This is a genomic window from Schumannella sp. 10F1B-5-1 (genome assembly GCF_006517535.1).
GTDB lineage: Bacteria > Actinomycetota > Actinomycetes > Actinomycetales > Microbacteriaceae > Schumannella.
Window position 1 is genome coordinate 405,577 of the sequence record NZ_VHQH01000036.1, and the last position, 24,952, is coordinate 430,528.

Genomic DNA, 24,952 nt, shown 5'->3' on the forward strand with positions numbered 1-24,952 from the left:
ACCGCGGCCCGCGGCGGCGTCGGCGTGGCGTTCGGTGAAGGGGCGTTCGGCGATCTGCTCGGCGAGGATCTCCAGGGCGGACCGCACACGCCCCGGGGTGTCGAGCAGGCAGCGGTCGATCGCCTCGGACTCGAACGCGGGACGGCGATCGACGGGGAGGACGCGGCCCGCATCCACGATCACCCGCAGGTGCCCGCGCGTGATCCGGCCGGACTCCCACGCCTCGAGTGCGTGCGGGTAGCCCTCGACGATCTCGCGGGCCTCGCCGATGCGCGCCTGCACGGTGCGGTCGGCGACGCCGAGCAGCGCGGCGAGCTCGGCCGCGATCGACCGCAGCGCCATGTCGTGCGCTCGCACGTTCGCGCTCGCGCGCCGCGCCTGCTTCTCGGCCAGCCGACCTGCCCGGGCGAGCATGCGCAGTTCGGCGACCTGACCCACCGTGAGCAGCGTCGCGACGTCGTCGGCCTCCACCACGACCGACTCCAGCGCGGCGAGATCGCCGTCACTCAGAGTCGTCGTCGGGAGGTCCTTCATATGCTCATCGTGTCGCGGACCACCGACATCAGGAGGGGCGTCGGCAACGTCTCGGCGCCAGCGAGATCCGCCCACAGCCGGGCATCAGGTCGTGCCAGGCGCGCGCTCGTAGAATCACGGGGTGTCCGGCATCACCAACGGCGCCCTCGGCGTCGACCTCGCTGCGCCGCGCGTTCCCACCTCGCGCGGGCCGCTCGTCGACCGCCCCGTCGCCCATGCTGACGGCGAGGTCGCCAAGCGCGTGCTGCTGGCCGCCCCCCGCGGCTACTGCGCCGGCGTCGACCGCGCGGTCATCGCCGTCGAGAAGGCGCTCGACCACTTCGGCAGCCCCGTCTACGTGCGCAAGCAGATCGTGCACAACGTGCACGTCGTCAGCGAGCTCGAGAAGCGCGGCGCGATCTTCGTCGACGAGCTCGGCGAGGTGCCGACCGGATCGCACGTCGTCTTCAGCGCCCACGGCGTCTCGCCGATGGTCAGGAGCGAGGCGACCGAGCGCGAGCTGCAGGCGATCGACGCGACCTGCCCGCTCGTGACGAAGGTGCACCGCGAGGCGCTGCGCTTCGCGAAGCAGGATGCGCGCATCCTGCTGGTCGGCCACGCCGGACACGAGGAGGTCGAGGGCACGATGGGGCACGCCCCCGATCGCACGATCCTCATCGACAGCCCCGAGTCGGCCGACACGGTCGAGGTTCCCGACACCGACAACCTGGTCTGGATCTCGCAGACCACGCTGAGCGTCGACGAGACGATGGAGACCGTGCGCCGGCTGCGCGCCCGCTTCCCGCACCTGCAGGACCCGCCGAGCGACGACATCTGCTACGCCACGCAGAACCGCCAGGTGGCGATCAAGAAGGTCGCGAAGGATGCCGACCTGGTGATCGTCGTCGGCTCGGCCAACAGCTCGAACAGCGTGCGCCTCGTCGAGGTCGCACTGGAGTACGGCGCCCGCGCGGCCTATCGGGTCGACTACGCGGACGAGATCCGACAGGAGTGGCTCGACGACGTGTCGACGATCGGCGTGACCAGCGGGGCCTCGGTGCCCGAGGTGCTGGTGCAGGAGGTTCTGGCCGACCTGGCCGAGGCCGGCTACGGCGCGGTCGAGGAGGTGCGCACGGCGGAGGAGGACCTCATGTTCTCGCTGCCGAAGGAGCTGCGCCGCGACCTCGAGGGCAAGGCGGATGCGCGCGCCCTCGGCGGACGGAGCCGCGGATGAGCGACGAGCGCACCACCCGCGACGACACGGCCGATCGGCCGGCACGCCCCGCCTACGGCGAGTACGCCTCGCCGGCGGAGCTGCGCGAGATCCTCGGCCCCGATCATCCCCTGCTGCAGGACGCGACGGAGGCCGCGGCCGCGCCGACGAGCGGCGGCGACGCCCCGTCCGCGAGCACGGGCCCGGATGCCGCCTCGGCGACGCCGAGTGCGTCGACCGTGCCGACGTCGGCACCCCCGACCTCGGCCCCGGGCGCGTACCCGCCGCCGACCGGCGCCTACGGCCGGCCGGACGCCGACTCCTCGCCGCAGGGCACGTACCCGTCGCAGGGCGGCCCCGCGCATCCCGGCTACTCCGCACCCGCCGTCGCCGAGAAGCGCCCTCGCCCGCGCTGGGACCTGCCGATCACGGTCGGCCTGCTCGCCTACGGCCTGTTCAACGTCGTCGGCGCCTTCACGACCCGCGACCAGTTCCCCGAGCGCTTCGCGCAGGTGTTCCAGATGATGGGCATCGGCGACTTCACCGCGAAGGCCGCCGCGGCCTCCGCCGCGAACTGGGATGCGATGCTCCAGCTGGTCGTCTGGGTCGTCGTCGCGATCCTGGTCGCGCTGCTGGCGCGGCGTCTGCGCGTGATCTTCTGGATCCCGCTCGCGGGCGGCGCTCTCGCCGGGCTGATCTCGGTCGTGATCGGCGTGATCGTGATGGTGCAGGACCCGGCGTACCTGGAGCTGCTCAACCGCTGACACCGGCGGACCCGCGCCCGCGCAGGCCGCGTCCCCCGGAGCGGGGTGCCGCATCCCGACCCTGTGACGGCGTCGACCTGAGAGGATCGACCCAGTCGGCGAGAGAGGGGTCGAGCGTGCGCGTCGCCGTGCTGCCCCGTGACGTGGCGTCGGGTGTGATCACCGACACGATCACGCGCATGACCTGGCGGGTCGGCGCGATCTACCTGCTGCTCGACGTGCCGATCGTGATCGAGGCCTACCTGCGCCTCGGGCTCGGCGCCGACATGGTCGTGCCGCTGCTGCTGCTGGCTGCCCATCTCGGCCTCGTGCTGGTCGCCATGCGCTGGCCGAGCCGGCGCATGGCGTTCGCCTACCTCGGCGTCGCCGCCGTGCTGACCGCGACCTTCCAGCTGACGGTGCTCGGCGACATCCCCGATGCCGTCGACCACTACAACTTCCTGCTCAACCGCCCGGCCGTCGCCCTCGTCCTCGTCGCGACCGCCTCCACGAGCCCGCTGATCGCGAGCGCGTGGCTGCTCGCCGGCTTGATGGCGTCGTGCACGGTCACCGCGTTCGTCGCCGCGATCGGCCACCACCCCTTCGAGCCCGGGTTCGGGCCGACCATGATGATGATCATCGGCGTCGGGCTCTACGGGGTGCTGGCGGCGATCCAGCACCGGGCGCGGGCGCGCATCCCGAACTTCGACGAGCTCGAGGCCGAGACGCAGGCGATCGCCACGGGAGCCGACCTGTCGCGGCGCACGACCGCCGTCGTGCACGACACCGTGCTCAACGACCTCGCGATCGTGATGAACGGCTCCGACCAGCTCGACGAGCGCACCCGGGCGCGTCTGCGTGACGACCTCGACACGCTCACGAGTGCGGAGTGGCTGACCACCTCGCACCACGTGCCCACCGACGAATCGGATGCGGTGCTGCGCAATCGCATCGCCCGCGTCGTCACCGAGTACCAGTGGCGCGGGCTGACCGTGCACGTGTCCGGTGCGAACCACGGCATCTACTCGGTGACCCCGGATGCGGGCGATGCGCTGATCGACGCGACGCGCGCCGCGCTCGAGAACGTGCTGCGCCACTCGCACACGAGCGAGGCCGAGATCGTCGTGAGCGCGACCGAGGACATGACCTCGATCATGGTCATCGATCAGGGCGTCGGCTTCGACGCCTCGGCCGTCGCCGGCGATCGGCTGGGTCTGCGCGAGTCGATGGCCGGACGCCTGGAGCGCGTCGGCGGCCGCTTCGACGTGTGGTCGACCCCGGGCGCCGGCACCTCGGTCGTGCTGACGGTGCCGGTCGTCGCGGTCATCGCCGAGGCCGAGCCGGCGCAGCACCGCCTGATCGGCCAGGAGCTGCCGCCCGAGCCGGATGCGGAACGCGACATCGAGCGGGATGCCGCATCGGATCGCCCGAGCGGGAGGGCGGACGATGCGCGGTAGAGTCCCGATCTCGCCGCAGCAGATCGATCCGCTGAGCTGGCTGACCGGCCCCTACATCCCGGCGGCTTTCGCGGTGTTCCAGGCCGTCAGCGGAGTGCTCGTGATCGCGACCGGGCTGAACCCCCGCCACCTGCCGGGGCTGCAGCTGTTCGCGATCGCGCTGGCGGTCGCCTCCCACCTGGTGGTGCACTTCGCGGCCAGCCGCCGCTCCGGGGCGATCAGCATCGGCGCGGCCGTGACGGCGTGCTCGCTGAGCGGCGCCGCGATGCTGCTCTCGGCGGTCGGCTACCAGGGCATCCCGATCCCCGTCGAGGTGTGGTGGGGCTCGCTCGCCAGCTGCATGACCCTGGGATCGCTCGCGCCCTACCTGCCGGCGCGCTGGATCCTGGCGCTGGGAATCGGCGTCGGCGTGGCCACGGTGCCGCTCTCGGCGGCGCTCGTGACCTCGCAGGGCAACTGGGGCGTCGTGGCGGGCACGATCATCATCGCCACCCCGATCGTGGTGTCGACCGCGATCACGGTCACGTTCTCGCACGGGGTCGTGCGCAGCATGCAGCGGCTGCTCGAGGCGCGCTCGCGCACGGTCGTGGTCGCGGGCGCCGCTCGTGACCAGCAGATGCAGGAGGCGGAGCGGGCACGTCTGGCACGGCTCACCTCACGGGCCGTGCCGTTCCTCGAGCAGGTGCTCGAGCGCGGCCGCATCGACGAGGGCGATCGCGCCCTCGCCGGGCAGCTCGCGCGGCGCCTGCGCGACGATCTCGTGACGCAGGCGAATGCCAGCTGGCTCGACGAGATGGAGGGCTCGTCACGGCTCGTCGTCGTCGACCCCGACCGCCGCGCCGACCGGCTCCGTCCCCCGCAGAGGACGGCGCTGCGCGGTCTGATCCGCGCGCTGCTCGCGGCGCCCGAGGTCGACCAGGGCTCGCTGCTCGTCGAGCTGCGCGGCCGCCCTGACGGCTCGACCGCGGTCGGGGTGAGTCTCGACGTCGAGCTGCCCGACGGGCGCCGCATCATGCACCTCGCGCCGTACTACCTGACGTTGCAGATGACGGCGACCGATGTGGTCTGGAATCGCGATCGGCTGAGCGTGAGCTTCCAGTTCCCGGACGCCGACACCTGAGACGGGGTGGATGCGTCGCCCGCCCTGGTCGGACGGCGCCCGAGCCGCGCGCCCCGCACGACGAAGCCCCGCCGTCCGCGAGGACGACGGGGCTCCGCTGATCCGCTGACGAGCGGGCTGATCAAGCCGAGATCGAGTGGCCCTTCGAGCCCAGCTGCGTGGTCGCCTCGACGACGCGCACGGCCATGGCCGACTCCGCGATCTTGCCCCAGGCGCGCGGGTCGTAGATCTTCTTGTTGCCGACCTCGCCGTCGACCTTGAGGAAGCCGTCGTAGTTCTTCAGCACGGTGTCGGCGATCGAGCGGCTGTAGGCGTACTGGGTGTCGGTGTCGATGTTCATCTTGACGACGCCGTTGCGCACGGCCTCGGCGATCTCGGCGTCGGTCGAACCCGATCCGCCGTGGAAGACCAGGTCGAGGGGCTTCTCGCCGGTGCTGTACTTGGCCGCGATGCCGGCCTGGATCTCGCCGAGCAGCTCGGGGCGCAGCTTCACGTTGCCGGGCTTGTAGACGCCGTGCACGTTGCCGAAGGTGAGCGCGGCGATCCACTTGCCCTGGTCGCCGAGGCCGAGCGCCTCGACGGCGGCGGTGACGTCGCCGAGGGTCGTGTAGAGGGCCTCGTTGCTGCCCTCGTGCTGCACGCCGTCCTCCTCGCCGCCGACGACGCCGATCTCGACCTCAAGGATCGCGTTGATCGCCTTCATGCGGGGGAGCAGCTGCTGCGCGATCTCGATGTTCTCCTGCAGCGGCACGGCCGAGCCGTCCCACATGTGCGACTGGAAGATCGGGTTGCGGCCGGCCTTCACCTCCTCCTCCGAGGCGGCGAGCAGCGGCATCACGAAGCCGTCGAGCGCGTCCTTGGGGCAGTGGTCGGTGTGCAGGGCCACGGTCACGGGGTAGTTCTTGGCGACCTCGGTGACGTACTTCGCGAAGGCGAGGGCGCCCGAGGCGCGGGCCTTGACGGTCTGGCCGGCGAAGTAGTCCGCGCCGCCGGTGGTGACCTGGATGATGCCGTCGGAGCCGGCCTCGGTCAGGCCCTGGAGCACCGAGTTGATCGTCGACGACGACGACACGTTGATCGCGGGGAAGGCGTAGGCGCCGGCCTTGGCCTTCGCGAGCATCTCGGCGTACTGGTCCGGGGTTGCCACGGGCATGGGGGTTCTCCTTCGAAGCACAGGCGGGGTTCGCGACCACTCTAGCCAGGCGGAATGGGCGTTCTGCGCGTCGGGCTTGACATGCGCACCGGTCGCGCGCAATATGTGTGACCAGCAGATGGTCAGACCATCAAGCCATAAAGATTTCTCAGACGGCGCGTCCGTCTACAAAGGGGTAGCTCGGAATGAATCTCTTCCCGCTCATGCAGCAGCGCACCGCCGCGTCCGGCCCGATCCGCGTCGGCGTGATCGGCGCCGGCAAGTTCGCGTCGATGTTCCTCACGCAGGCCGTGAACAGCGACAACATCCACGTCGTCGGCGTCGCCGACATCAACGTGCCCAAGGCCAAGGGCGCCCTCGAGCGCACGGGCTGGCCGGCGGAGCGCTACGCCGCGGCGACGCTCGACGAGGCCGTGCGCACGGGCGGCACCGCCGTGATCGACAGCTCGGATGCGCTCATCACGCACCCGGCGATCGAGGTCATCCTCGAGATCACCGGCAACCCGCTCGTCGGCACCTACCACGCGGTCACCGCGATCGACAACGGCAAGCACGTCGTCATGGTCAACGTCGAGGCCGACTGCATGGTGGGCCCGATCCTGCAGCGTCGCGCGCAGGCCGCCGGCGTCATCTACACGATGGCCTACGGCGACCAGCCCGCCCTGATCTGCGAGATGGTCGACTGGTGCCGCACGGTCGGCTTCACCCCGGTCGCCGCGGGCAAGGGCACGAAGTACCTGCCCGAGTACAACTACTCCACCCCCGACACGGTGTGGAACTACTACGGCTTCACCGACGAGCAGCTGGCCTCGGGCGACTACAACCCGAAGATGTTCAACTCCTTCCTCGACGGCACCAAGTCGGCGATCGAGATGGCCGCCGTCGCGAACGGCACCGGCCTCATCCCGCAGGACGAGGGACTGAACTTCACCCCGGCCGGCGTGGACGATCTCTCGACCCTGATCATCCCGAAGGCCAACGGCGGCACCCTGTCGCGCTCGGGCACGGTCGAGATCGTCTCGAGCCTGAACCGCGACGGGACGGACGTGTTCCGCGACCTGCGCTGGGGCGTCTACGTCACCTTCGAGGCGCAGACCGACTACGCCGTGCAGTGCTTCGCCGAATACGGCGTCAAGACCGACCCCTCGGGCCGCTTCGGCGAGCTCTACCGCCCGTACCACATGATCGGGCTCGAGCTCGGGGTGTCGATCGCCGCCGCGGTGCTGCGCAACGAGGCGACGGGGGCGCCGACGGGCTTCCGCGGGGATGTCGTCACGACCGCGAAGAAGGACCTCAAGGTCGGCGAGACGCTCGACGGCGAGGGCGGCTACACCGTCTTCGGCAAGCTCGCGCCCGCCGCGACCTCGCTCGCCACGGGCGCCCTCCCGCTCGGCCTCGCCCACGGCGCCAAGCTCATCCGCGACGTCCCCAAGGACCGCACGGTCTCGTGGGACGACGTCGAGCTCGACGAGACCCAGTTCGCCGTCAGGATCCGCCGCCAGCTCGAGGCCGAGTTCCGCGCCGAGCACGCGGCGCTCGCGGTCTGACGCCGACCACGGTCTGACCGTCTTCAGGACACACCATGACGCTTACGATGAACGCGACGGACGTCGAGCAGGCGTCCGCAGCGGACACCGGAAGGGTGATGAGCGATGGGGGCCTCCGACGCCTGGGAGCCGGTGCAGCGACTGCGCACCTACGAGCAGGTCATGTCGCAGATCGAGGAGCGCATCCTCGACGGGCGGCTGAAGCCGGGGGATCACCTGCCCAGCGAGCGCGAGCTCGCGGTGGCGCTCGGGGTCTCGCGCCCCTCGCTGCGGGAATCGCTGCGGGTGCTGGAGGCGCTCGGCGTGGTGGATGTGCGCCGGGGCGGGGGAGCGGATGGCGGCGCCGTGCTGCTCCCCACCCCCGGCGAAGGCCTGGTGAACCTGCTCAAGCTGCAGTTCGCGCTCGGGCACTTCACCGCGACCGACGTGGTCGAGACGCGCACCGCGCTCGAGACCTGGTCGTGCTCGGAGGCCGCCTATCGATCGACTGAGGCCGACCACCGCGAGCTCGCCGAGATCCTGGATCGCATGGACGATCCCGAGATCCCGACCAGCGAGTTCAACCGGCTCGACGCGGCGTTCCACCAGCGGATCGCCGAATCGACCGGCAACGCCCTCACAGCCCAGGTGATGGCGTCGCTGCGCACCACCATCCACCGCCAGATGATCGAGGCCTACGCCCGCCTCGCCGACTGGAAGACCACGGCCACGACCGTGCGGGCCGAGCATCGCGAGATCCTCGCGGCGATCGTCGCCCGCGACGGCGAGACCGCTGCGCGACTCGTGCGGCACCACATCAGCAGCTTCTACAAGAACGGACAGATCGGCGGAGCGCCGACCCCGGAGTGATCCGGATGCGCTCCCGCCGGGGAGCGCGGTCACCCCGCTCCCATATCGAAGGAGATATGGACAACCGATGACCACCACCTCTGCCCCCGAGGGCACCTCGCAGGCCCGTGACGGGTCGCCCGACAAGCTGCGTACCGCCATCGGCAGCGCCGTCGGCACGACGATCGAGAACTACGACTTCCTGGCCTACGGCACCGCCGCGGCGCTCTACTTCGGCACCGACTTCTTCCCCTCGGAGGACCCAGTCGTCGGCGTGCTGCTCGGCTTCCTGACCTTCGGCATCGGCTTCGCCGTGCGCCCGATCGGTGGCCTGATCGGCGGCTACCTGGGCGACAAGATCGGCCGCAAGCCGGTGCTCGTCGGCGCACTGCTCGTCATGGGCATCTCGACCGTGCTGATCGGCCTGCTGCCGACCTACGCGCAGGTGGGCATCATCGCCCCGCTGCTCCTCGGCTTCATCCGCGTCGTGCAGGGCCTCGCCTTCGGCGCCGAGTGGGGTGGCGCCATCCTGATGACCTTCGAGCACGCCCCGTGGAAGAAGCGCGGCCGCTACACCGCGATCCCGCAGGCGGGCGTGCCCTTCGGCGTGCTGCTCGCGAACGTCGTGTTCCTGCTCTCGTCGCAGCTCGACAGCGAGCTCGCCTGGCGTCTGCCGTTCCTGCTCAGCGCCGTGCTCATCATCGCGGGCATGATCATCCGCCTGAAGGTGTCCGAGAGCCCCGAGTTCGAGCACACCAAGGAGATGGGCCTGGTCGTCAAGAACCCGCTCTGGCAGGTCATCAAGAACGACTGGCGCACCGTGCTGCGCGTCATCGCCCTGCGCCTCGCCGAGTCGGGCGGCTTCTACGTGATCGTCACCTACATGCTGTCGTACCTGACTGGCGGCGACGAGCCGATCGCCGAGCGCTCGGTCGCGCTGACCGGCCTGATCACGGCGGCCGCGCTGGGTGTGTTCACGACCATCCTGTGGGGCACACTGACCGACAGGGTCGGGCGCCGCCCGGTCTACATCGTCGGCACGATCCTGCTGATCGCCTTCGGCTTCCCGATGTTCCTGCTCGTCAACACGGCCGCGCCGTTCATGATCGTCTTCGTCTACGTCGTGGCGATGTCGATCATCCACGACATGCTCGCCGGCACCCAGGGCGCCTGGTTCTCGGAGCTGTTCAACACGAACACCCGTGCGTCGGGCGCCTCGATCGGCTACCAGTTCTCGGCCGCGATCTCGGGCTTCATCCCGCTCATCGCGACCGCGGTCGCCGTGGCGCTCGGCTGGGGCGGCGTCGCGCTGGTCTACATGGCGTGCGGCGTTCTCGGTCTGCTCGGTGCGCTGCTGACCCGCGAGACGTGGGGCAAGCGCGAGCGCGCCGACGTCGAGCAGGCGATCACCGAGGCCCGCTGAGCATGACGACCGGGATGAAGACCATCGTGCTCGACGACGACCCCACCGGCACGCAGTCGGCCACCGATGCGGTGGTGCTGCTGCGGGGTGGTGTGGATGAGCTCGAGACGGTGCTGCGCGAGCGCGACAGCGTGTACGTGCAGACCAACAGCCGCGCCCTGCACGAGGCGGATGCGGTGGAGCTGGTGCGCGGTATCCGCGCCGATGGCGAGGAGGCGGCTCGTCGTCTCGGCGCCGAGGTGCGGTTCGTGCTGCGCGGCGACTCCACCCTGCGCGGTCACGTGTTCGCCGAGACGGAGCAGTTCCTCGACGGCGATGCGGTGATGGTCTTCGTCCCGGCGTTCCCTGACGGCGGGCGCACGACCCGCGGGGGAGTGCACTACGTGTCGCTGGCCGGGCAGGACGTGCCGGCCGCCGAGACCGAGTACGCCGACGACCCGGTGTTCCCGTTCTCCGATTCGGACCTGGTCGACTACGTGGCCGCCAAGTCGGGGCGCACCGCCCACGCGGTGAGCCTGGATGCGCTGCGCTCGGGTGCCGCGGCCGCGACGCTGCTCGCGGCCGGCCCCGGCGAGGTCGTGGTCTCCGACGCGGTCGACGGCGACGACATCCGCCTGATCGCGGCGGCGATCGCCGAGGCGGAGTCGCAGGGTGCCCGGATCGTGGTGCGCTCGGCGTCGCCGCTGGCGGCCGAGCTGGCTGGGGTCGCGAGCTCCGGGCTGCTGGCGACCCCGCTCATCCCGGAACCGGCGCCCACCCTGCTGGTGTGCGGCTCGCACACCGCGGGTGCGACGGCGCAGCTCGCGCCGATCGTCGCAACCTGGGGAGAGCCCTCGGTCGTCGACACCGACGCGGCGCTCGCCGACCCGGCGGCGGCGGGACTCGCCGCGGCAGCCGACGCCGCCGACCACGTCGCCGAGCGCGGCCTCGCGATCGTGACGACCGCGCGCGTGCGCTCGAGCGACCACGGCACGCTCGACCACGGCGAGAAGGTCATGGCCGCGCTGACCACGGCCGTGCGCCGGCTGCTGCCGCAGGTCGAGGTCGTGATCTCGAAGGGCGGCATCACGAGCGCCGAGGTCGCCTCGACCGGAATCGGCGCGACGCGCGCGGTCGTGCTCGGCCAGGTGCTGCCCGGCGTCTCGGTCTGGCGGCTCACCGCGCACGACGGCCGCGAGCTGCTCTACGTCGTCGTTCCCGGCAACGTCGGCGGACCCGACACCCTCGAGCGCGTCGTGCAGTCACTCGGACTGCGCACGTCCGTCCACTCTGCCTGAGACGAGGCGGGTGCGACCGCCCGCCTCGCTAGGCTGAGTGCAGCGCCGACGCCACCTCGGGCGCATCCCTTCCGTCACTCTTCACAAGGAGGATGCCCAATGGTGACCACCGAGACCGGCACCCTGTTCCTGCACCCCGACCGCAACCTCGCCCTCGAGCTCGTGCGCGCGACCGAGGCGGCTGCGATCCGCGCCGTGCCGTTCATCGGCCGCGGCGACAAGAACGGCGCCGACGGCGCGGCCGTGGATGCGATGCGCAAGTTCCTCGGCACCGTCAACTTCGACGGCGTCGTCGTCATCGGCGAGGGCGAGAAGGACGAGGCGCCGATGCTCTACAACGGCGAGCACGTCGGCAACGGCCGCGGACCCGCCTGCGACATCGCGGTCGACCCGATCGACGGCACCTCGCTCACCGCATCCGGTCGACGCAATGCGATCTCGATGATCGCGGCCGCCGACCGCGGCGCGATGCTCGACGCGCACACGGTGTTCTACATGGAGAAGATCGTCACCGGGCCGGACGGCATCGGCGTCGTCGACCTGCGCAAGCCGATGGGCGAGAACATCCGCGCGCTCGCGAAGGCGAAGGGCAAGGACGTCAGCGAGATGTCGATCGGCATCCTCGACCGCCCGCGCCACGAGGGTCTGATCGAGGAGATCCGCGCGGCCGGCGCCGGAACCCGCCTGCTGCTCGACGGCGACGTCGCCGGCGGCATCGACGCGGCCAGCTACGAGGGCCGTCTCGACATGTGCGTCGGCACGGGCGGCAGCCCCGAGGGCGTCGCGACGGCGTGCGCGATCAAGGCGCTCGGAGGGCTCATCCAGACCCGCCTCGCCCCGAAGACCGACGACGAGAAGCAGAAGGGCCTGGATGCGGGCCTCAAGTTCGACCACGTCTACGAGGTCGACGAGCTCGTGAAGGGCGACAACACCTTCTTCGTCGCCACCGGCGTGACCGACGGCAACCTGGTCGGCGGCGTGCGCCGGAAGGGACCGATCATCCGCACCGAGTCGATCGTGCTGCGCGCCCGCTCGGGCACCATCCGTCGCGTCACGGCCGACCACCTGGTCGAGAAGTGGCTGCAGGAGGGCGAGCTCGCCGGTATCTGACGCGATGAGCATCCCTGCTCGAGAGCAGGTGCTGGCGCGTGAGTGCGTGCGCGTGAGCGCTTGTGAGTGAGCGCTCACTCAGTTAGAGTTCCGGCGTGGTGCTGCCGGAGGAGTTCGTCGAGGTGCGCGTGCGCGCCCGCCCGATGGCGCCCGAGGACCGGCGCGACGCGATCATCGACGCCGTCATCCCGCTGCTCATGGAGCACGGCCGCGACCTCAGCACCAAGCGCATCGCGCAGGCCGCCGGCGTCGCCGAGGGGACGGTATTCCGCGCCTTCGGCGACAAGGAGAGCCTGATCCGGGCCGCCGTCGCCAAGCACTTCGACCCGCTGCCGCTGCACACCCGCCTGCGCGGGATCGACGTCGAGCTGCCCGTCGAGCAGAAGCTCGCTGAGGTCATCGGCCTGCTGCGCGACCGCATGGACGGCGTCATCCGCCTCTTCACCGCGCTCGGCGGCGACCCGCCGCCCGACGAGCGCACCGACCCCGACGAGGCGTGGCTCGCCCTGCTCGGTGAGATCTTCGACCGGGACCGCGACGCGCTGCGCGTCGGCATCCCCGAGCTCGCGTTCTACCTCCGCCTCGTCGCCTTCGGCGCCTCGGTGCCGCAGTTCCACGCTCCCCACGAGTTCAGCACCGCCGAACTCGCCGCCTTCGTCACCGGCGGCGTCCTCCACCACACGCCTGCGGGAGCATCCCGCACCGACGGCTAGGACCGACGTGCTCGTCCGACTCCTCACCCGCTTCCTGCGCCCCTCCTGGCCGCTGCTGATCGCGCTGATCGTGCTGCAGTTCGCCCAGTCGATGGCCTCGCTCTATCTGCCCAGCCTCAACGCCGACATCATCGACGAGGGCGTCGCCAAGAACGACACCGGCTACATCCTCAGCACCGGCGGCGTCATGCTGCTCATCACGCTGCTGCAGGTCGCCTGCTCGATCGCCGCCGTCTACTTCGGCGCCCGCGCCGCGATGGCCTTCGGCCGGGATGTGCGCGGCGCCGTGTTCGAGCGCGTCGGCGTCTTCTCCGAGCGCGAGGTCTCGCGCTTCGGCGCCCCCTCGCTCATCACCCGCACGACCAACGATGTGCAGCAGGTGCAGATGCTCGTGCTCATGAGCGCGACCCTGCTCGTCTCGGCGCCGATCCTGGCGGTCGGCGGCGTGATCATGGCGCTGCGCGAAGACGTGCAGCTCAGCTGGATCATGGTCGTCGCGATCCCCGTGCTGCTGATCGCCGTGGGACTGATCGTCAGCCGGATGGTGCCCTGGTTCCAGCGGATGCAGGACCGCATCGACGGCATCAATCGCGTGCTGCGCGAGCAGCTCACCGGCATCCGCGTCGTGCGGGCGTTCGTGCGCGAGCCGGTCGAGGTCGAGCGCTTCGAGGGCGCCAACCGCGACGTGACGCAGGCGGCGACCGCGGCGGGCCGCTGGTTCGCGCTGATGTTCCCGGTCGTGATGCTCGTGCTCAACCTCTCGAGCATCGCCGTGCTCTGGTTCGGCGCGTACCGGATCGACGACGGCAGCCTGCAGATCGGCTCGCTCACCGCGTTCCTGCAGTACCTGCTGCAGATCCTCGGCGCGGTCATGATGGCGACGATGCTCGGCTTCCTGCTGCCGCGCGCGACGGTGTCGGCGAACCGCATCGGCGAGGTGCTCGAGACCTCGTCGTCGGTCGTGCCTCCCGCGCATCCCGTGCACGAGACCGCCGGCCACGGCGAGGTCGAGCTGCGCGCGGCGACCTTCGCCTACCCGGGCGCCGACCAGCCCGTGCTGCGCGAGGTCTCGTTCACGGCCCGCCGCGGCGAGACCACCGCGATCATCGGCTCGACCGGGTCGGGCAAGACGACCCTGGTCGGACTGCTGCCGCGCCTGTTCGACGTGACCGAGGGGTCCGTGCTGGTCGACGGCGTCGACGTGCGCGAGCTCGACCCCGACCTGCTCTGGGGGCGCATCGGGCTCGTGCCGCAGAAGGCGTACCTGTTCAGCGGCACGATCGCGTCGAACCTGCGCTACGGCAACCCCGAGGCGACGGATGCGCAGCTCTGGTCGGCGCTCGAGATCGCGCAGGCGCGCGACTTCGTCGAAGAGCTGCCGGAAGGGCTCGAGGCGCCGATCTCCCAGGGCGGCACGAACGTCTCGGGAGGCCAGAGGCAGCGGCTCGCGATCGCGAGGGCGCTCGTGAAGAGACCCGAGGTCTATGTCTTCGACGACGCCTTCTCGGCGCTCGACACGGCGACGGATGCGCGGCTGCGGTCGGCGCTCGAGCGCCAGGTCGGCGACGCGACCATGATCGTCGTCGCCCAGCGCGTGTCGACGATCGTCGACGCCGACCAGATCCTGGTGCTCGACGACGGGCGCGTGGTCGCCCGCGGCACCCACGACGAGCTGCTCGCGACCTCGGACGAGTACGCCGAGATCGTGTCGAGCCAGCTCACGGCGGAGGAGGCGGCATGAGCGACGAGACGAACCGGCCCGCCGACGAGCGTCCGGCGAGCGAGCAGACCGAAGCATCGACGCGACCCTCGGCGCCCCCACGGCGCGGACCGGGTGGGGGCGGCGGACCCTTCGGCGGCGCCGGCATGCCCGCCGAGAAGAGCATGAACTTCCTGCCCTCGGCGAAGCGCCTGCTGGGCCGCCTGCGCCCCGAGCGCGGCGGGATGATCGTGGTGCTGCTGCTCGGCGTCGTCAGCGTCGTCCTCTCCGTCCTCGGGCCCAAGATCCTCGGCCAGGCGACGAACGTGATCTTCGCCGGGGTGATCGGATCGCAGCTGCCCGACGGCGCATCCAAGCAGCAGATCATCGACCAGCTCGTCGCCCAGGGCGACACGGCGCGCGGCGACATGATCCGCGGCCTCGACCTCGTGCCCGGGCAGGGCATCGACTTCTCGGCGCTGCACCTCGTGCTCGGCTCGGTGCTGCTGCTCTATGTGCTGGCCTCCGTCTTCGGCTGGCTGCAGGGCTACGTGCTCAACGGCATCACGCAGCGCACGGTGTTCCGGCTGCGCTCGGACGTCGAGGCGAAGATCCACCGGCTGCCGCTGTCGTACTTCGACCGGATGCCGCGGGGCGAGCTGCTGAGCCGGGTCACGAACGACATCGACAACGTCTCGCAGAGCCTGCAGCAGACGATCAGCCAGGCGCTCACCTCGGTGCTGACCGTGATCGGCGTCGTCGCGATGATGTTGGTCATCTCGCCGTGGCTCGCGCTCATCGCGCTCGTCACGATCCCGTTGACGCTGGTCGTGACCACGGTGATCGCCAAGCGGTCGCAGAAGCTGTTCGTCGCGCAGTGGAAGAACACGGGCGAGCTGAACGCGCAGATCGAGGAGGGCTACACCGGCCACGCGCTCGTCAAGGTCTTCGGCCGCCACCGCGAGGTCGAGGCGCGCTTCGCCGAGAAGAACGAGGAGCTCTTCAAGGCCAGCTTCGGCGCCCAGTTCGTGAGCGGCATCATCATGCCGGCGATGATGTTCATCGGGAACCTCGTCTACGTCGCGATCGCCGTCGTCGGCGGACTGCTCGTCGCGAGCGGGTCGATGACGCTCGGCGACGTGCAGGCCTTCATCCAGTACTCGCGTCAGTTCACGCAGCCGCTGTCGCAGCTCGGCTCGATGGCGAACCTGCTGCAGTCGGGCGTCGCGAGCGCCGAGCGCGTGTTCGAGCTACTGGATGCCGACGAGCAGAGCGCCGACCCGGCGGCGCCCGAGCGCCCGGCCGGCAGCGGCGGACGCCTCGCCTTCGAGCAGGTCGACTTCGACTACGTGCCCGAGAAGCCGCTCATCCGCGACCTCTCGCTCGTCGCCGAGCCCGGGCAGACGGTCGCGATCGTCGGCCCCACCGGAGCGGGCAAGACGACGCTCGTGAACCTGATCATGCGCTTCTACGAGCCGCAGTCGGGCCGCATCACCCTCGACGGCGTCGACATCGCGCGGACGTCGCGCGCCGATCTGCGCTCGCGCACCGGCATGGTGCTGCAGGACACCTGGCTGTTCGCGGGCACGATCCGCGACAACATCGCCTACGGTCGGCCGGATGCGACCGAGGAGGAGATCCTCGACGCCGCGCAGGCGAGCTTCGTCGACCGCTTCGTGCACTCGCTGCCCGACGGCTACGACACCCTGCTCGACGACGAGGCCTCGAACATCAGCGCAGGCGAGAAGCAGCTGCTGGCGATCGCGCGCGCCTTCCTCGCGCGGCCGAGCGTGCTGATCCTCGATGAGGCGACCAGCTCGGTCGACACCCGCACCGAGCTGCTCGTGCAGCGGGCGATGGCCGAGCTGCGCCGCGATCGCACGAGCTTCGTGATCGCGCACCGCCTGTCGACGATCCGGGATGCGGACCTCATCCTCGTCATGGAGAAGGGCTCGATCGTCGAGCAGGGCTCGCACGCCGAGCTGCTCGAGCACGGCGGCGCCTACGCCCGGCTCTACCAGGCGCAGTTCGCCGCGCCGGTGGACGAAGGCGCCGAGGCCCCGGACCCCGTGCAGGGCTGAGGTCAGGCGCTGCGGCGCTCGTCCTCGTCGTCGGCCGTGTCGTCGCGAGGCGTCGAGCCCGCGAGGCCGAGGTCAAGTTCCTCGTGGCCCGTGCCGGCGAGCGCGAGCCGCTGCTCTTCGGCGATCTGATCGGTGAGAGCTGACGCGGTTACCTGGCGGGTGTCCTCGTCGATCTCCTTCAACGCCGGCAGTACTTTCGCTTCGTCGAGCTGACTGAGCCGCTTGGCCGAGGGGAGCACCTGACGTTCGAGCGAGCCGACGAACGCGTTGTAGTCCTTGACGCTTCGCTCAATTGACCGCCCGAGCTTGTCCACGCGCCCTGCCAGAGTCGTGATGCGCCCATAGAGCTCTCGGCTCACGTCGAACAGCGCTCGAGCCTCTTGGGTGACGACCTCGTGACGCCAACTGACGGCGACGGCCTTCAGCACCGAGAACAGTGTCACGGGCGACGCAAGCGCAACGTGCTTCGAGAAGGCGAACTCCATGATCGTCGGATCGGCTTCGAGCGCTGCGGACAGCAAAGACTCCGACGGGATGAATGCGACGACCATCTCGGGACTCGCCTCCAGCCCGTCCCAGTAGCTCTTGCCGCCGAGCGTCGTGATGTGGTCGCGAACCGCCTTGACATGCTGCTTCAGCAGCGCTTCGCGACGGGCGAGTTCGGCGTCTCCAGCACCGGCATCGATCGCCGACGCCTCGAGGTATGAGTTGAAGGGCACCTTCGAGTCGACGGCGATGTTCTTGCCACCGGGGAGGTGGACGACCATGTCGGGGCGTGCAGTGCGGTTGTCGATCTGGACGCTCGCCTGCACGTCGAAGTTCACGTGCTCGAGCATTCCCGCGGCCTCGACGACGCTGCGCAGTTGCGTCTCTCCCCACACTCCGCGGGTCGCATTGTTGCGCAACGCGGAAGCCAGCGAGTCGGCAGTGCGGCGAAGGCGCTCTTCCGACTCTGCCGCCGACGTCAGCTGCCGGGTGAGCTCTCCGTGCTCGCGGCTGCGCTGCTGTTCGAGCTCGGCGACCTTGCTCTGCATCGTGCGCAGCGACTCTTGCACCGGGCTGAGCGCCTGGAGCACCTTGCTCTCGGAAGCCGCGTCGGTCTGCTCCCGGTGCGCACGCTCTCGCCTTTCGGCCTCGGTGCGCTCGATGAGGTCACGGAACTGCCGCTCCTGGCCAGCGAGCGCTTCGCGTGCTGCTTCGAGGGACGCTCGGACGCCGGAGAGCTCGGCGTTCAGCTCGCCGCGCCGGCCCGCCTCCTCGGCGCGCACCGCATCCAGCTCGCGCGCGTGCCGGGCGGCGACCAGCTCGGGGTTCTCGACCGGCGCATCCACGGTGCTCTCGGCCGTGCGGCGCGACCGCAGCAGGAGCGCGGCGGCGACGGCGCCCACGACGAGGCCGAGGATCAGTCCGATGAGCAGGGAGAGCGGGTCCATGCCGACAGTGTGGCGGGGGCCGCCGACATCGGGGTCGAGGCTCGCCCCGGCGGGCGGGGATGCGGCGTCGACGACGGGGCGTCAGACGCCGAAGCTGTGGTTCAGTGCGTACAGCTCGGTGACGACGCCGTCGGGGCCGACGCGGGCCGACACGTAGTCGGCGAGCGGATTGCCGTAGTCGTCCGTGCCGCCGATCTCGTGCACGTCGGCCGCGTGGAAGCGCGTCGGAACGCCGTCGATGTCGACCGGATCCGCCGACGAGCCGGGACCCGGCACCACATCGGCCACGGTCGAGCCCACCGTCACGTCGTCCGCCCCGGCGGTGATCGCGACGTCGCCGACCTCCGCTGCCGTCACGACGTAGTTCACGAGGTTCTGGTCGGGCACGGAGGCGTTGGACTCCAGCACGCGCAGGGTGAATCCCTCCCAGGCGTAGTCGGTACCCGGCTGCTCCTCGATGTGACCGGGGTACGCCTCCTCGGTCGGCTCGGCGCCGAACGCGTCGGTGTACGCGGCGACCAGGTCATCGGCGGTCGAGGTGTAGGGGAGTGCGCTCAGCTCGGTTCCGTCGGCATCCAGCAGCTTCACGTCGGCGGCGCCGATGCGCACAGTGGCGACAGCGGGCTCGGCCGAGGCCGAGGTCGACGGGGATGACGTGCCGCTCGCGTCATCGGCGGGGGCGGAGGTGGCGCATCCCGTCAGTGCGATCGCCGCAGCGGCGGTGGTCAGGCCCAGCAGGAGGGTGCGGATGCGAGTGCCGACGTCGGAGGACATGGCCTCGATCCTGCCGAGCGAGCCTGGAGATCCAAGGAGTGGTCGACAACGATGGGGTCACGATCGGCGAGCGGCCCGAACAAGGCCCACCGGTGTCAGACCGACAGCGGCGGAGGCGCCCATCCGCCGGCGGTGAACGAGGCCGCCGTGGGGGCGGGTCGCTGCGTGGCGGCCGATCGCGACGGCGCCGACGCGCCGACTCCGCTCGGCTTCGGCGCGGTCGACGAGACCCGCACTCCGGCCGCGGCGGCCAGCGCTCGCAGGTCGTCGGCGCCCCAGCGGCGCGCGGCGTCGATCATGATCGCCGCGCAGGCCTCCGAGTCGGCGATCGCGTCGTGGTGGCGGAAGTCGTCGAAGCCCGCGGCCGCCGCGGCCGAGGGCAGTCGGTAGCTGTCGAGGTCGTAGCTCTTGCGTGCGACCTGCAGGCTGCACACGTAGTCGATGGCGGGATGCGGCAGGAAGCTCGCGGCGCACGCCGCCTTGATCACGCCCATGTCGAAGCCGGCGTTGTGCGCGACCATCATGTCGTCGCCGGCGAAGGCGATCAGGCGGGGCAGCTGCTCGGACCAGAGCGGCGCATCCACCACGTCGGCCTGCATGATGCCGTGGATGCGCACGTTCCACTCGACGAAGTGATCGTGACCCGCGGGCGGGCGGATCAGCCAGCCGTCGGTCTCGACGACGCGGCCGTCGCGCACCTTCACCAGACCGACCGAGCAGGCGCTCGCCGACGACGAGTTGGCGGTCTCGAAGTCGATCGCGGTGAAGTCCACTGGCACGTGCCGATGGTCACACGGGGCACCGACGTCGCCGCGCCCCCACGCCGGGGCGGGCCGACGCGGGCTCGTCGTGCGCCCGGCTCACATCGCGCCCGGTGCCGTGTCGCCCGCCCGGCGTAGCGTGACGAGCATGAGCGATCGAGATGCGCGAGCCCTCTCCTTCGGCACGGCGACGGAGGCCTACGAGCGCGCCCGCCCCGAGTACCCGGCCGAGATCGTCGACTGGATGATCCCGGAGGGCGCCCGCGAGGTGCTCGATCTCGGCGCCGGCACGGGCAAGCTGACCCGCGCGCTCGCGGCCCGCGGACTCGCTGTCACGGCCGTCGACCCCGACCCCGCGATGCTCGCGACGCTCAGCGCGCGCTCGCCGCAGGTGACGACGCTCGAGGGCTCGGCCGAGCGCATCCCGCTGCCCGACGCGAGCGTCGACCTGGTCACCGTCGCGCAGGCCTGGCACTGGGTGGATGCGCCCCGCGCGATCGCCGAGACCGCGCGCGTGCTGCGTCCCGGCGGCACCCTCGCGCTCGTCTGGAACGTGCGCGACGAGCGCGATCCCGGCAATCGTCGCTTCGGCGAGATCGCGGAGCGGTCGGGCGCCGAGGTGTTCCTCGACGAGGTGCCGACGCTCGCGCCGCCCTTCGGCGAGATGGCGACGCACTCGGTCGACTGGACTCGCGAGCTGAGCCGCGAGCAGGTTCTCGACCTGGTGCGCTCCCGCAGCGCGTGGATCACCCGCGACGCCGTGGGGCGCGCCGCGATGGAGCGCGGGATCGAGCAGCTGCTGGATGCGGACGCCGGCGTGCGCGCATCCGGAACCTGGGTCATGCCGATGCGCACCGTCGCCTACCGCGCCCGCCGGTAGGCTGACCTCCCGTGGCTCTCACCATCGGCATCGTCGGACTCCCCAACGTGGGCAAGTCGACCCTCTTCAACGCCCTCACCAAGAACACCGTGCTCGCGGCGAACTACCCGTTCGCGACGATCGAGCCGAACGTCGGCATCGTGAACCTGCCGGATGAGCGGCTGAACGTGCTCTCCGACGTGTTCTCGAGCGAGCGCATCGTGCCCGCGACCGTGTCGTTCGTCGACATCGCCGGCATCGTGAAGGGCGCGAGCGAGGGCGAGGGGCTGGGCAACCAGTTCCTGGCGAACATCCGCGAGGCCGACGCGATCGCCCAGGTGGTGCGCGCCTTCACCGACGACGACGTCGTGCACGTCGCCGGCGCGGTCGACCCATCGGGCGACCTCGAGACCATCAACACCGAGCTGATGCTCGCCGACCTGCAGACCCTCGAGAAGGCGGTGACGCGCCTCGAGAAGGAGGTGCGCGGCAAGAAGGCCGACCCGGCCGTGCTCGCCGCGGCCGTCGAGGCGCAGAAGGCGCTCGGCGAGGGCACCCCGCTGTCGCAGGCGAAGGGCATCGAGCTGCCGCTGCTCAAGGAGCTCGGCCTGCTCACCGCGAAGCCCGTCATCTACGTCTTCAACGTCGACGAGGGCATCCTGACCGACGCCGCCAAGATGGATGCGCTGGCCGCGATTGTCGCGCCCGCCCACGCCGTCTTCCTCGACGCGAAGATCGAGTCGGAGCTCATCGACCTCGACCCCGAGGACGCCGCCGAGCTGCTCGCCTCCACCGGCCAGACCGAGTCGGGCCTCGACCAGCTGGCCCGCATCGGCTTCGACACGCTCGGCCTGCAGACCTACCTCACCGCCGGCCCCAAGGAGTCGCGCGCCTGGACGATCGGCAAGGGCTGGAAGGCCCCGCAGGCCGCCGGCGTGATCCACACCGACTTCGAGAAGGGCTTCATCAAGGCCGAGGTCATCGGCTTCGACGACCTCGTCGCCGCCGGCTCGGTCGCCGACGCCCGCTCGGCCGGCAAGGCCCGCATCGAGGGCAAGGACTACGTCATGCAGGACGGCGACGTGGTGGAGTTCCGCTTCAACGTGTGAGGCGCGTCGCTCGGCGTCCCTCCACAGGGCGGGGAATCGAGCAGCTTTCTCGGTTCATGCCGGATCCGCGCCGGCGTGCTAATCGCTCCGGGCACGCTCGACGGATGGGAATCCGCTACTACGCGTATGCATTCGATGCCGATCAGACCGAGCAGGTCTTCGCCGAACCACGCCGCTTCCTGTCGAGTGACCCGCTCGCTGATGCGTGGGGGATGGAGCCGCACGTCTCGATGGGGACCGCCACGTTTCGACAGCGGTCCTCCGAACGGGACATGCTCTACCTCGACAAGGCGTGGCGAGAGCTCCAGATCCTGACGTTGTCGGGCGTCCAAGGTGGGCCCGCGCGCGATTCGCATCGGCTGTTCGCTGGCCGGGTCACGATGCACGAGTACGGATGGGAGAGCTGGGTCAGCGTGATCGCGCCGGACGAGGTCGCGCCGATCCAGAAGGATCTCGTTGATCTGGATGAGGCGGTGCGCCTCGAGCACTCGCTCATACCGGAATCGAGCGAAGACGATCGTTACGTTGCTGACTATCTCCACCGGGCGCGTGTCTTCGTGGACCGCCTCGCGGAGGATGGTCGCGGGCTCGTCTACCTCATCGGCTGACCGTTGTCCGATGCCGTACTCGAGGTTCGTCGGAGTGGGCGGCCCGTCGCTCACAGCGCCCGCGCCCTCGTATAACGTTGCGCGTCAATAACGCGTCGCGTTATGTTGGGTGCGCATGATCAAGTCGTTCGGCGATTCGCGCACCGAACGGCTGTGGCGACGCGAGTCGGTGCCGTCGCTCGACCCGCGGATCCAGCGGGTGGCGCTGCGCAAGCTCCGTCAGATCGGTGCCGCCGAGACGCTCGACGATCTGCGCATCCCGCCGGGCAACCGGCTCGAAACACTGCGCGGCGGCCGAGCGGGCCAATACAGCATCAGGATCAATGACCAGTGGCGGATCTGCTTCGCGTGGACCGCGGCGGGACCGGAGGGAGTGGAGATCGTTGACTACCACTGAACTGAGCAGCGTCGGCCGACTCGCTGCCGTGCATCCCGGCGAGATCCTGATGGCGGACTTCATCGAGGGCTTCGGCATCACGCAGCACCGGCTCGCTGTCGCGATCGGAGTGCCCCCGCGCCGGATCAATGAGATCGTGCACGGAAAGCGTGCGATCTCGGCCGATACCGCGTTGCGGCTCGCCAAGTACTTCGGCACGACTGCGCCGTTCTGGCTGAACCTGCAGGCGCTCTACGATCTCGACGTCGCCGACGACCGCGCCGCCGCAGACATCGCGGCGATCGTGCCGATCCGCGTCGCCTGACCGCTCCGTCGGAAGGCGGCGGGGCCGCTGACGGCGAAGCGCTGGGACGGCGGCCTAGAGCTGCTCCTGCTGCGCCCGTGCGAGGGCGTGCAGCGCGTAGCCGATCGACTGCACGGCCAACCCCAGGTCCTTGTCGCGCGCTTCGACGCGCTGGCCGTAGGTGATCGTGTTGTTCGCGTTGACCATCGCGTTGGCCAGTGCCTGCTCTGCTTCGGATCTCGAACCCATGCTGGCGACGCTAGAAGGCTGCGCCGAGGCGGACAACAGGGCCTGCCCGCACCCATCTCCTCCGGCCCGACGATCAGGATCATCATCGAGGATGACGGCCCCGGCGGCCGCGGTCGGAAGGCTGGGGGAGCGGCGGGCGAGAGGCGCACGGCGCGGAGGAGGACCATGAGCGACGGCGCGCAGACCGGAACCGCGATCGGCGACGAGGCACGCACCGCGACTGAACGCCAGAGCGAGTCCGTCGCCGGCGGCCACGGTGACGCTGCAGTCCCTCCGCGGAGCACGAGCCGCGCATCCACGGGCCGGCTCGTCGCGATCGATGTGGCGCGCTTCATCGCGATCGTCGGGATGATGGGCAACCATCTCGCGCTCGGCTACGTCGGCGCGCTGTCAGTCGCCGTCAGCGGCTTCCCGTCGACGCTGTTCGCCGTGCTCGGCGGGGTGAGCGCGGTGCTGTCGACGCGCGGCTACGTCGAGCGCGGGCAGCGGCTCGCCGCCTCGCTGTCGCTCGCGGCGCGCGGCGTCGTGGTGGCGCTCATCGGCGTCGCACTCGGGCTCACGCCGACCTTCGTCGCGGTCGTGCTCGTCTACTACGGCGTCGGGATGATCGTCACGGCGCTGCTCCTCCACCTGCCGGGTCCGGCGCTCGTCGCGATCGCCGCCGCGCTCGTGATCGGCGGACCCCACCTCAACGTCTTCGTGCACGACACCGCGAACCTCGACACGCTCGGCGAGCTCAGCTTCGCCGACCCGCTGCAGTTCCTGCGCTCCGTCGCGTTCACGGGGATGTACCCGGTCGTGACCTGGCTTGTTTACATGCTCATCGGCGTGCTCGCGGCGCGGGCGCTGCTGAGTCCCGACCGCCTGCGCGCGGCCATCCGGGTCGCGATCGTCGGCGCCGGGATGCTCGCCCTCGCCGTCACGGTCGATCTGGTCAGTCGCCCCGCGGTGATCGCCGCGCTCATGGCGCGCGGTGCCGGCCGCGACGAAGCCGACTACCTCGTGTCGGAGGACGGCTTCGGCGTTCCGATCGACTCCGGATGGATCGCGGTCGTCAACGCGGCCCCGCACACCGGGTCGACGGGCGACATCGTGCGCACCGCCGGCGCGGCGCTGCTGCTCATCGGACTGCTGGTCGTGATCGGCGAGCTGTGGCGACGCCGGGTGGCGGCGCGCTCGCTGAACGCCGTCGACGAGCGCGCGCGGCGCATCCCGCTGCTGCTGCGGCCGATCGCCGCGGCCGGGTCGGCGCCGCTCACGCTCTACACGCTGCACGTGCTCGCGACCGCGGTGATCGCCATGATCATCACCGGCGCGATCGGGCTGCCCGGCGACGGCGGCTTCGGCATGGGCTCGACCCCGTGGTGGCTCATGGGGGCGTCGGCGTGGGCCGTGCACATCGTCGCCGCGCTGCTGCTCGGGGTCGTGCTGGCCGCGCTGAAGCGGCGGGGTCCGCTCGAGGCGTTCGCGAGCCTGGTCGCGCGGGCGGCGGCGCGCCTCGGCTGAGACCCGCCGCGGCGGATCGCCAGCCACGGCCGCTCTCGCGCGGCGGTGTCGGAAACTCAGGCGTTAGTGCATGCCGCGCGCGGCATCGAGCCGCGG

The 24,952-nt window shown here is 70.7% G+C and carries 23 protein-coding genes and 1 pseudogene; 18 read left to right on the forward strand and 6 right to left on the reverse strand.

The annotated features are described in order from the left end of the window. Positions 1-534: pseudogene (locus FJ658_RS16820) on the reverse strand (HNH endonuclease); the annotation flags it as partial. A gap of 130 nt (positions 535-664) precedes the next feature. Here FJ658_RS16820 and FJ658_RS07530 point away from each other — a divergent pair. From FJ658_RS07530 to FJ658_RS07545, 4 genes are all read left to right on the forward strand, one after another. Continuing rightward, complete coding sequence (locus tag FJ658_RS07530) at positions 665-1,747, forward strand: 4-hydroxy-3-methylbut-2-enyl diphosphate reductase (RefSeq protein WP_370454776.1); 1,083 nt, start codon at positions 665-667, stop codon at positions 1,745-1,747. Beyond that, a complete protein-coding gene (locus FJ658_RS07535; protein ID WP_141144736.1) occupies positions 1,744-2,490 on the forward strand; it encodes a DUF6264 family protein in 747 nt (248 codons plus the stop codon). The genes FJ658_RS07530 and FJ658_RS07535 overlap by 4 nt, the downstream gene beginning before the upstream one ends. Before the next feature lie 116 nt (positions 2,491-2,606). Then, positions 2,607-3,926, forward strand: coding sequence for a sensor histidine kinase (locus FJ658_RS07540; RefSeq protein WP_141144737.1), 1,320 nt, complete (start codon positions 2,607-2,609; stop codon positions 3,924-3,926). Then, positions 3,916-5,046 (forward strand): hypothetical protein, encoded by a 1,131-nt coding sequence (locus FJ658_RS07545; protein ID WP_141144738.1) that lies wholly within the window; start codon positions 3,916-3,918, stop codon positions 5,044-5,046. The genes FJ658_RS07540 and FJ658_RS07545 overlap by 11 nt, the downstream gene beginning before the upstream one ends. Before the next feature lie 121 nt (positions 5,047-5,167). Here the strand turns inward: FJ658_RS07545 and fbaA are convergent, their stop codons facing one another. Continuing rightward, complete coding sequence (fbaA, locus tag FJ658_RS07550) at positions 5,168-6,199, reverse strand: class II fructose-bisphosphate aldolase (RefSeq protein ID WP_141144739.1); 1,032 nt, start codon at positions 6,197-6,199, stop codon at positions 5,168-5,170. A gap of 185 nt (positions 6,200-6,384) precedes the next feature. Here fbaA and FJ658_RS07555 point away from each other — a divergent pair, with 185 nt between their 5' ends. The 8 genes from FJ658_RS07555 to FJ658_RS07590 all read left to right on the forward strand — a co-directional run bounded on the left by FJ658_RS07555 (position 6,385) and on the right by FJ658_RS07590 (position 16,877). Next, positions 6,385-7,746: an NAD(P)H-dependent oxidoreductase gene (locus FJ658_RS07555; RefSeq protein WP_141144740.1), complete on the forward strand. Its 1,362-nt coding sequence runs from the start codon at positions 6,385-6,387 to the stop codon at positions 7,744-7,746. A 105-nt stretch (positions 7,747-7,851) separates the two neighbouring features. After that, positions 7,852-8,595 (forward strand): FadR/GntR family transcriptional regulator, encoded by a 744-nt coding sequence (locus tag FJ658_RS07560; RefSeq protein ID WP_141144741.1) that lies wholly within the window; start codon positions 7,852-7,854, stop codon positions 8,593-8,595. A 67-nt stretch (positions 8,596-8,662) separates the two neighbouring features. Continuing rightward, entirely contained in the window at positions 8,663-9,997 is a 1,335-nt protein-coding gene (locus FJ658_RS07565) for an MFS transporter (RefSeq protein WP_141144742.1), read from the forward strand. A 14-nt stretch (positions 9,998-10,011) separates the two neighbouring features. Continuing rightward, positions 10,012-11,274 carry a four-carbon acid sugar kinase family protein gene (locus tag FJ658_RS07570; RefSeq protein WP_141144743.1) on the forward strand — a complete coding sequence of 421 codons (1,263 nt, stop codon included), beginning with the start codon at positions 10,012-10,014 and terminating at the stop codon, positions 11,272-11,274. A 99-nt stretch (positions 11,275-11,373) separates the two neighbouring features. Continuing rightward, positions 11,374-12,384: a class II fructose-bisphosphatase gene (gene glpX, locus FJ658_RS07575; RefSeq protein ID WP_141144744.1), complete on the forward strand. Its 1,011-nt coding sequence runs from the start codon at positions 11,374-11,376 to the stop codon at positions 12,382-12,384. 95 nt (positions 12,385-12,479) lie between these two features. Further along, the gene (locus tag FJ658_RS16635) at positions 12,480-13,097 is read left to right on the forward strand and encodes a TetR/AcrR family transcriptional regulator (protein ID WP_219995733.1); all 618 of its coding nucleotides are present in this window, start codon (positions 12,480-12,482) and stop codon (positions 13,095-13,097) included. 7 nt (positions 13,098-13,104) lie between these two features. After that, on the forward strand, positions 13,105-14,838 hold the full coding sequence (locus tag FJ658_RS07585; RefSeq protein WP_141144745.1) for an ABC transporter ATP-binding protein: 1,734 nt from the start codon (positions 13,105-13,107) through the stop codon (positions 14,836-14,838). Continuing rightward, positions 14,835-16,877, forward strand: a complete 2,043-nt coding sequence (locus FJ658_RS07590) for an ABC transporter ATP-binding protein (protein ID WP_141144746.1) — start codon at positions 14,835-14,837, stop codon at positions 16,875-16,877. The genes FJ658_RS07585 and FJ658_RS07590 overlap by 4 nt, the downstream gene beginning before the upstream one ends. A gap of 2 nt (positions 16,878-16,879) precedes the next feature. On the opposite strand, the gene FJ658_RS07595 is transcribed toward FJ658_RS07590, so the two are convergent. From FJ658_RS07595 to FJ658_RS07605, 3 genes are all read right to left on the reverse strand, one after another. Beyond that, on the reverse strand, positions 16,880-18,310 hold the full coding sequence (locus FJ658_RS07595; RefSeq protein ID WP_141144747.1) for a DNA recombination protein RmuC: 1,431 nt from the start codon (positions 18,308-18,310) through the stop codon (positions 16,880-16,882). An 81-nt stretch (positions 18,311-18,391) separates the two neighbouring features. Next, entirely contained in the window at positions 18,392-19,084 is a 693-nt protein-coding gene (locus tag FJ658_RS07600) for a hypothetical protein (RefSeq protein WP_141144748.1), read from the reverse strand. Positions 19,085-19,179: 95 nt separating this feature from the next. Then, positions 19,180-19,863, reverse strand: coding sequence for an exonuclease domain-containing protein (locus tag FJ658_RS07605; protein WP_141144749.1), 684 nt, complete (start codon positions 19,861-19,863; stop codon positions 19,180-19,182). A gap of 130 nt (positions 19,864-19,993) precedes the next feature. Between FJ658_RS07605 and FJ658_RS07610 the strand changes: the two genes are divergently transcribed. The 5 genes from FJ658_RS07610 (at position 19,994) to FJ658_RS07630 (ending at position 23,122) form a co-directional block, all read left to right on the forward strand. Next, positions 19,994-20,725 (forward strand): class I SAM-dependent methyltransferase, encoded by a 732-nt coding sequence (locus FJ658_RS07610; RefSeq protein WP_141144750.1) that lies wholly within the window; start codon positions 19,994-19,996, stop codon positions 20,723-20,725. 11 nt (positions 20,726-20,736) lie between these two features. Continuing rightward, positions 20,737-21,813, forward strand: coding sequence for a redox-regulated ATPase YchF (gene ychF, locus FJ658_RS07615; protein ID WP_141144751.1), 1,077 nt, complete (start codon positions 20,737-20,739; stop codon positions 21,811-21,813). A 104-nt stretch (positions 21,814-21,917) separates the two neighbouring features. Next, positions 21,918-22,421, forward strand: a complete 504-nt coding sequence (locus FJ658_RS07620; protein ID WP_141144752.1) for a DUF1877 domain-containing protein — start codon at positions 21,918-21,920, stop codon at positions 22,419-22,421. A 115-nt stretch (positions 22,422-22,536) separates the two neighbouring features. Next, on the forward strand, positions 22,537-22,818 hold the full coding sequence (locus FJ658_RS07625; RefSeq protein ID WP_141144753.1) for a type II toxin-antitoxin system RelE/ParE family toxin: 282 nt from the start codon (positions 22,537-22,539) through the stop codon (positions 22,816-22,818). Continuing rightward, positions 22,805-23,122: a HigA family addiction module antitoxin gene (locus tag FJ658_RS07630; protein WP_141144754.1), complete on the forward strand. Its 318-nt coding sequence runs from the start codon at positions 22,805-22,807 to the stop codon at positions 23,120-23,122. The genes FJ658_RS07625 and FJ658_RS07630 overlap by 14 nt, the downstream gene beginning before the upstream one ends. Positions 23,123-23,176: 54 nt before the next feature. Here FJ658_RS07630 and FJ658_RS16100 read toward each other — a convergent pair whose 3' ends face one another. Continuing rightward, the gene (locus FJ658_RS16100) at positions 23,177-23,350 is read right to left on the reverse strand and encodes a hypothetical protein (protein ID WP_181408373.1); all 174 of its coding nucleotides are present in this window, start codon (positions 23,348-23,350) and stop codon (positions 23,177-23,179) included. A 165-nt stretch (positions 23,351-23,515) separates the two neighbouring features. Between FJ658_RS16100 and FJ658_RS07635 the strand changes: the two genes are divergently transcribed. Beyond that, complete coding sequence (locus tag FJ658_RS07635; protein ID WP_141144755.1) at positions 23,516-24,856, forward strand: heparan-alpha-glucosaminide N-acetyltransferase domain-containing protein; 1,341 nt, start codon at positions 23,516-23,518, stop codon at positions 24,854-24,856. Positions 24,857-24,952 lie beyond the last annotated feature (96 nt).

Bases quoted from the DNA above. Each gene is read 5' to 3' on its own strand.
- FJ658_RS07535 (WP_141144736.1), top strand. From the start codon at position 1,744: ATGAGCGACGAGCGCACCACCCGCGACGACACGGCCGATCGGCCGGCA.
- FJ658_RS07545 (WP_141144738.1), top strand. From the start codon at position 3,916: ATGCGCGGTAGAGTCCCGATCTCGCCGCAGCAGATCGATCCGCTGAGC.
- fbaA (WP_141144739.1), bottom strand. From the start codon at position 6,199: ATGCCCGTGGCAACCCCGGACCAGTACGCCGAGATGCTCGCGAAGGCC.
- FJ658_RS07555 (WP_141144740.1), top strand. From the start codon at position 6,385: ATGAATCTCTTCCCGCTCATGCAGCAGCGCACCGCCGCGTCCGGCCCG.
- FJ658_RS07560 (WP_141144741.1), top strand. From the start codon at position 7,852: ATGGGGGCCTCCGACGCCTGGGAGCCGGTGCAGCGACTGCGCACCTAC.
- FJ658_RS07565 (WP_141144742.1), top strand. From the start codon at position 8,663: ATGACCACCACCTCTGCCCCCGAGGGCACCTCGCAGGCCCGTGACGGG.
- FJ658_RS07570 (WP_141144743.1), top strand. From the start codon at position 10,012: ATGAAGACCATCGTGCTCGACGACGACCCCACCGGCACGCAGTCGGCC.
- glpX (WP_141144744.1), top strand. From the start codon at position 11,374: ATGGTGACCACCGAGACCGGCACCCTGTTCCTGCACCCCGACCGCAAC.
- FJ658_RS07590 (WP_141144746.1), top strand. From the start codon at position 14,835: ATGAGCGACGAGACGAACCGGCCCGCCGACGAGCGTCCGGCGAGCGAG.
- FJ658_RS07595 (WP_141144747.1), bottom strand. From the start codon at position 18,310: ATGGACCCGCTCTCCCTGCTCATCGGACTGATCCTCGGCCTCGTCGTG.
- FJ658_RS07600 (WP_141144748.1), bottom strand. From the start codon at position 19,084: ATGTCCTCCGACGTCGGCACTCGCATCCGCACCCTCCTGCTGGGCCTG.
- FJ658_RS07610 (WP_141144750.1), top strand. From the start codon at position 19,994: ATGAGCGATCGAGATGCGCGAGCCCTCTCCTTCGGCACGGCGACGGAG.
- FJ658_RS07620 (WP_141144752.1), top strand. From the start codon at position 21,918: ATGGGAATCCGCTACTACGCGTATGCATTCGATGCCGATCAGACCGAG.
- FJ658_RS07625 (WP_141144753.1), top strand. From the start codon at position 22,537: ATGATCAAGTCGTTCGGCGATTCGCGCACCGAACGGCTGTGGCGACGC.
- FJ658_RS16100 (WP_181408373.1), bottom strand. From the start codon at position 23,350: ATGGGTTCGAGATCCGAAGCAGAGCAGGCACTGGCCAACGCGATGGTC.
- FJ658_RS07635 (WP_141144755.1), top strand. From the start codon at position 23,516: ATGAGCGACGGCGCGCAGACCGGAACCGCGATCGGCGACGAGGCACGC.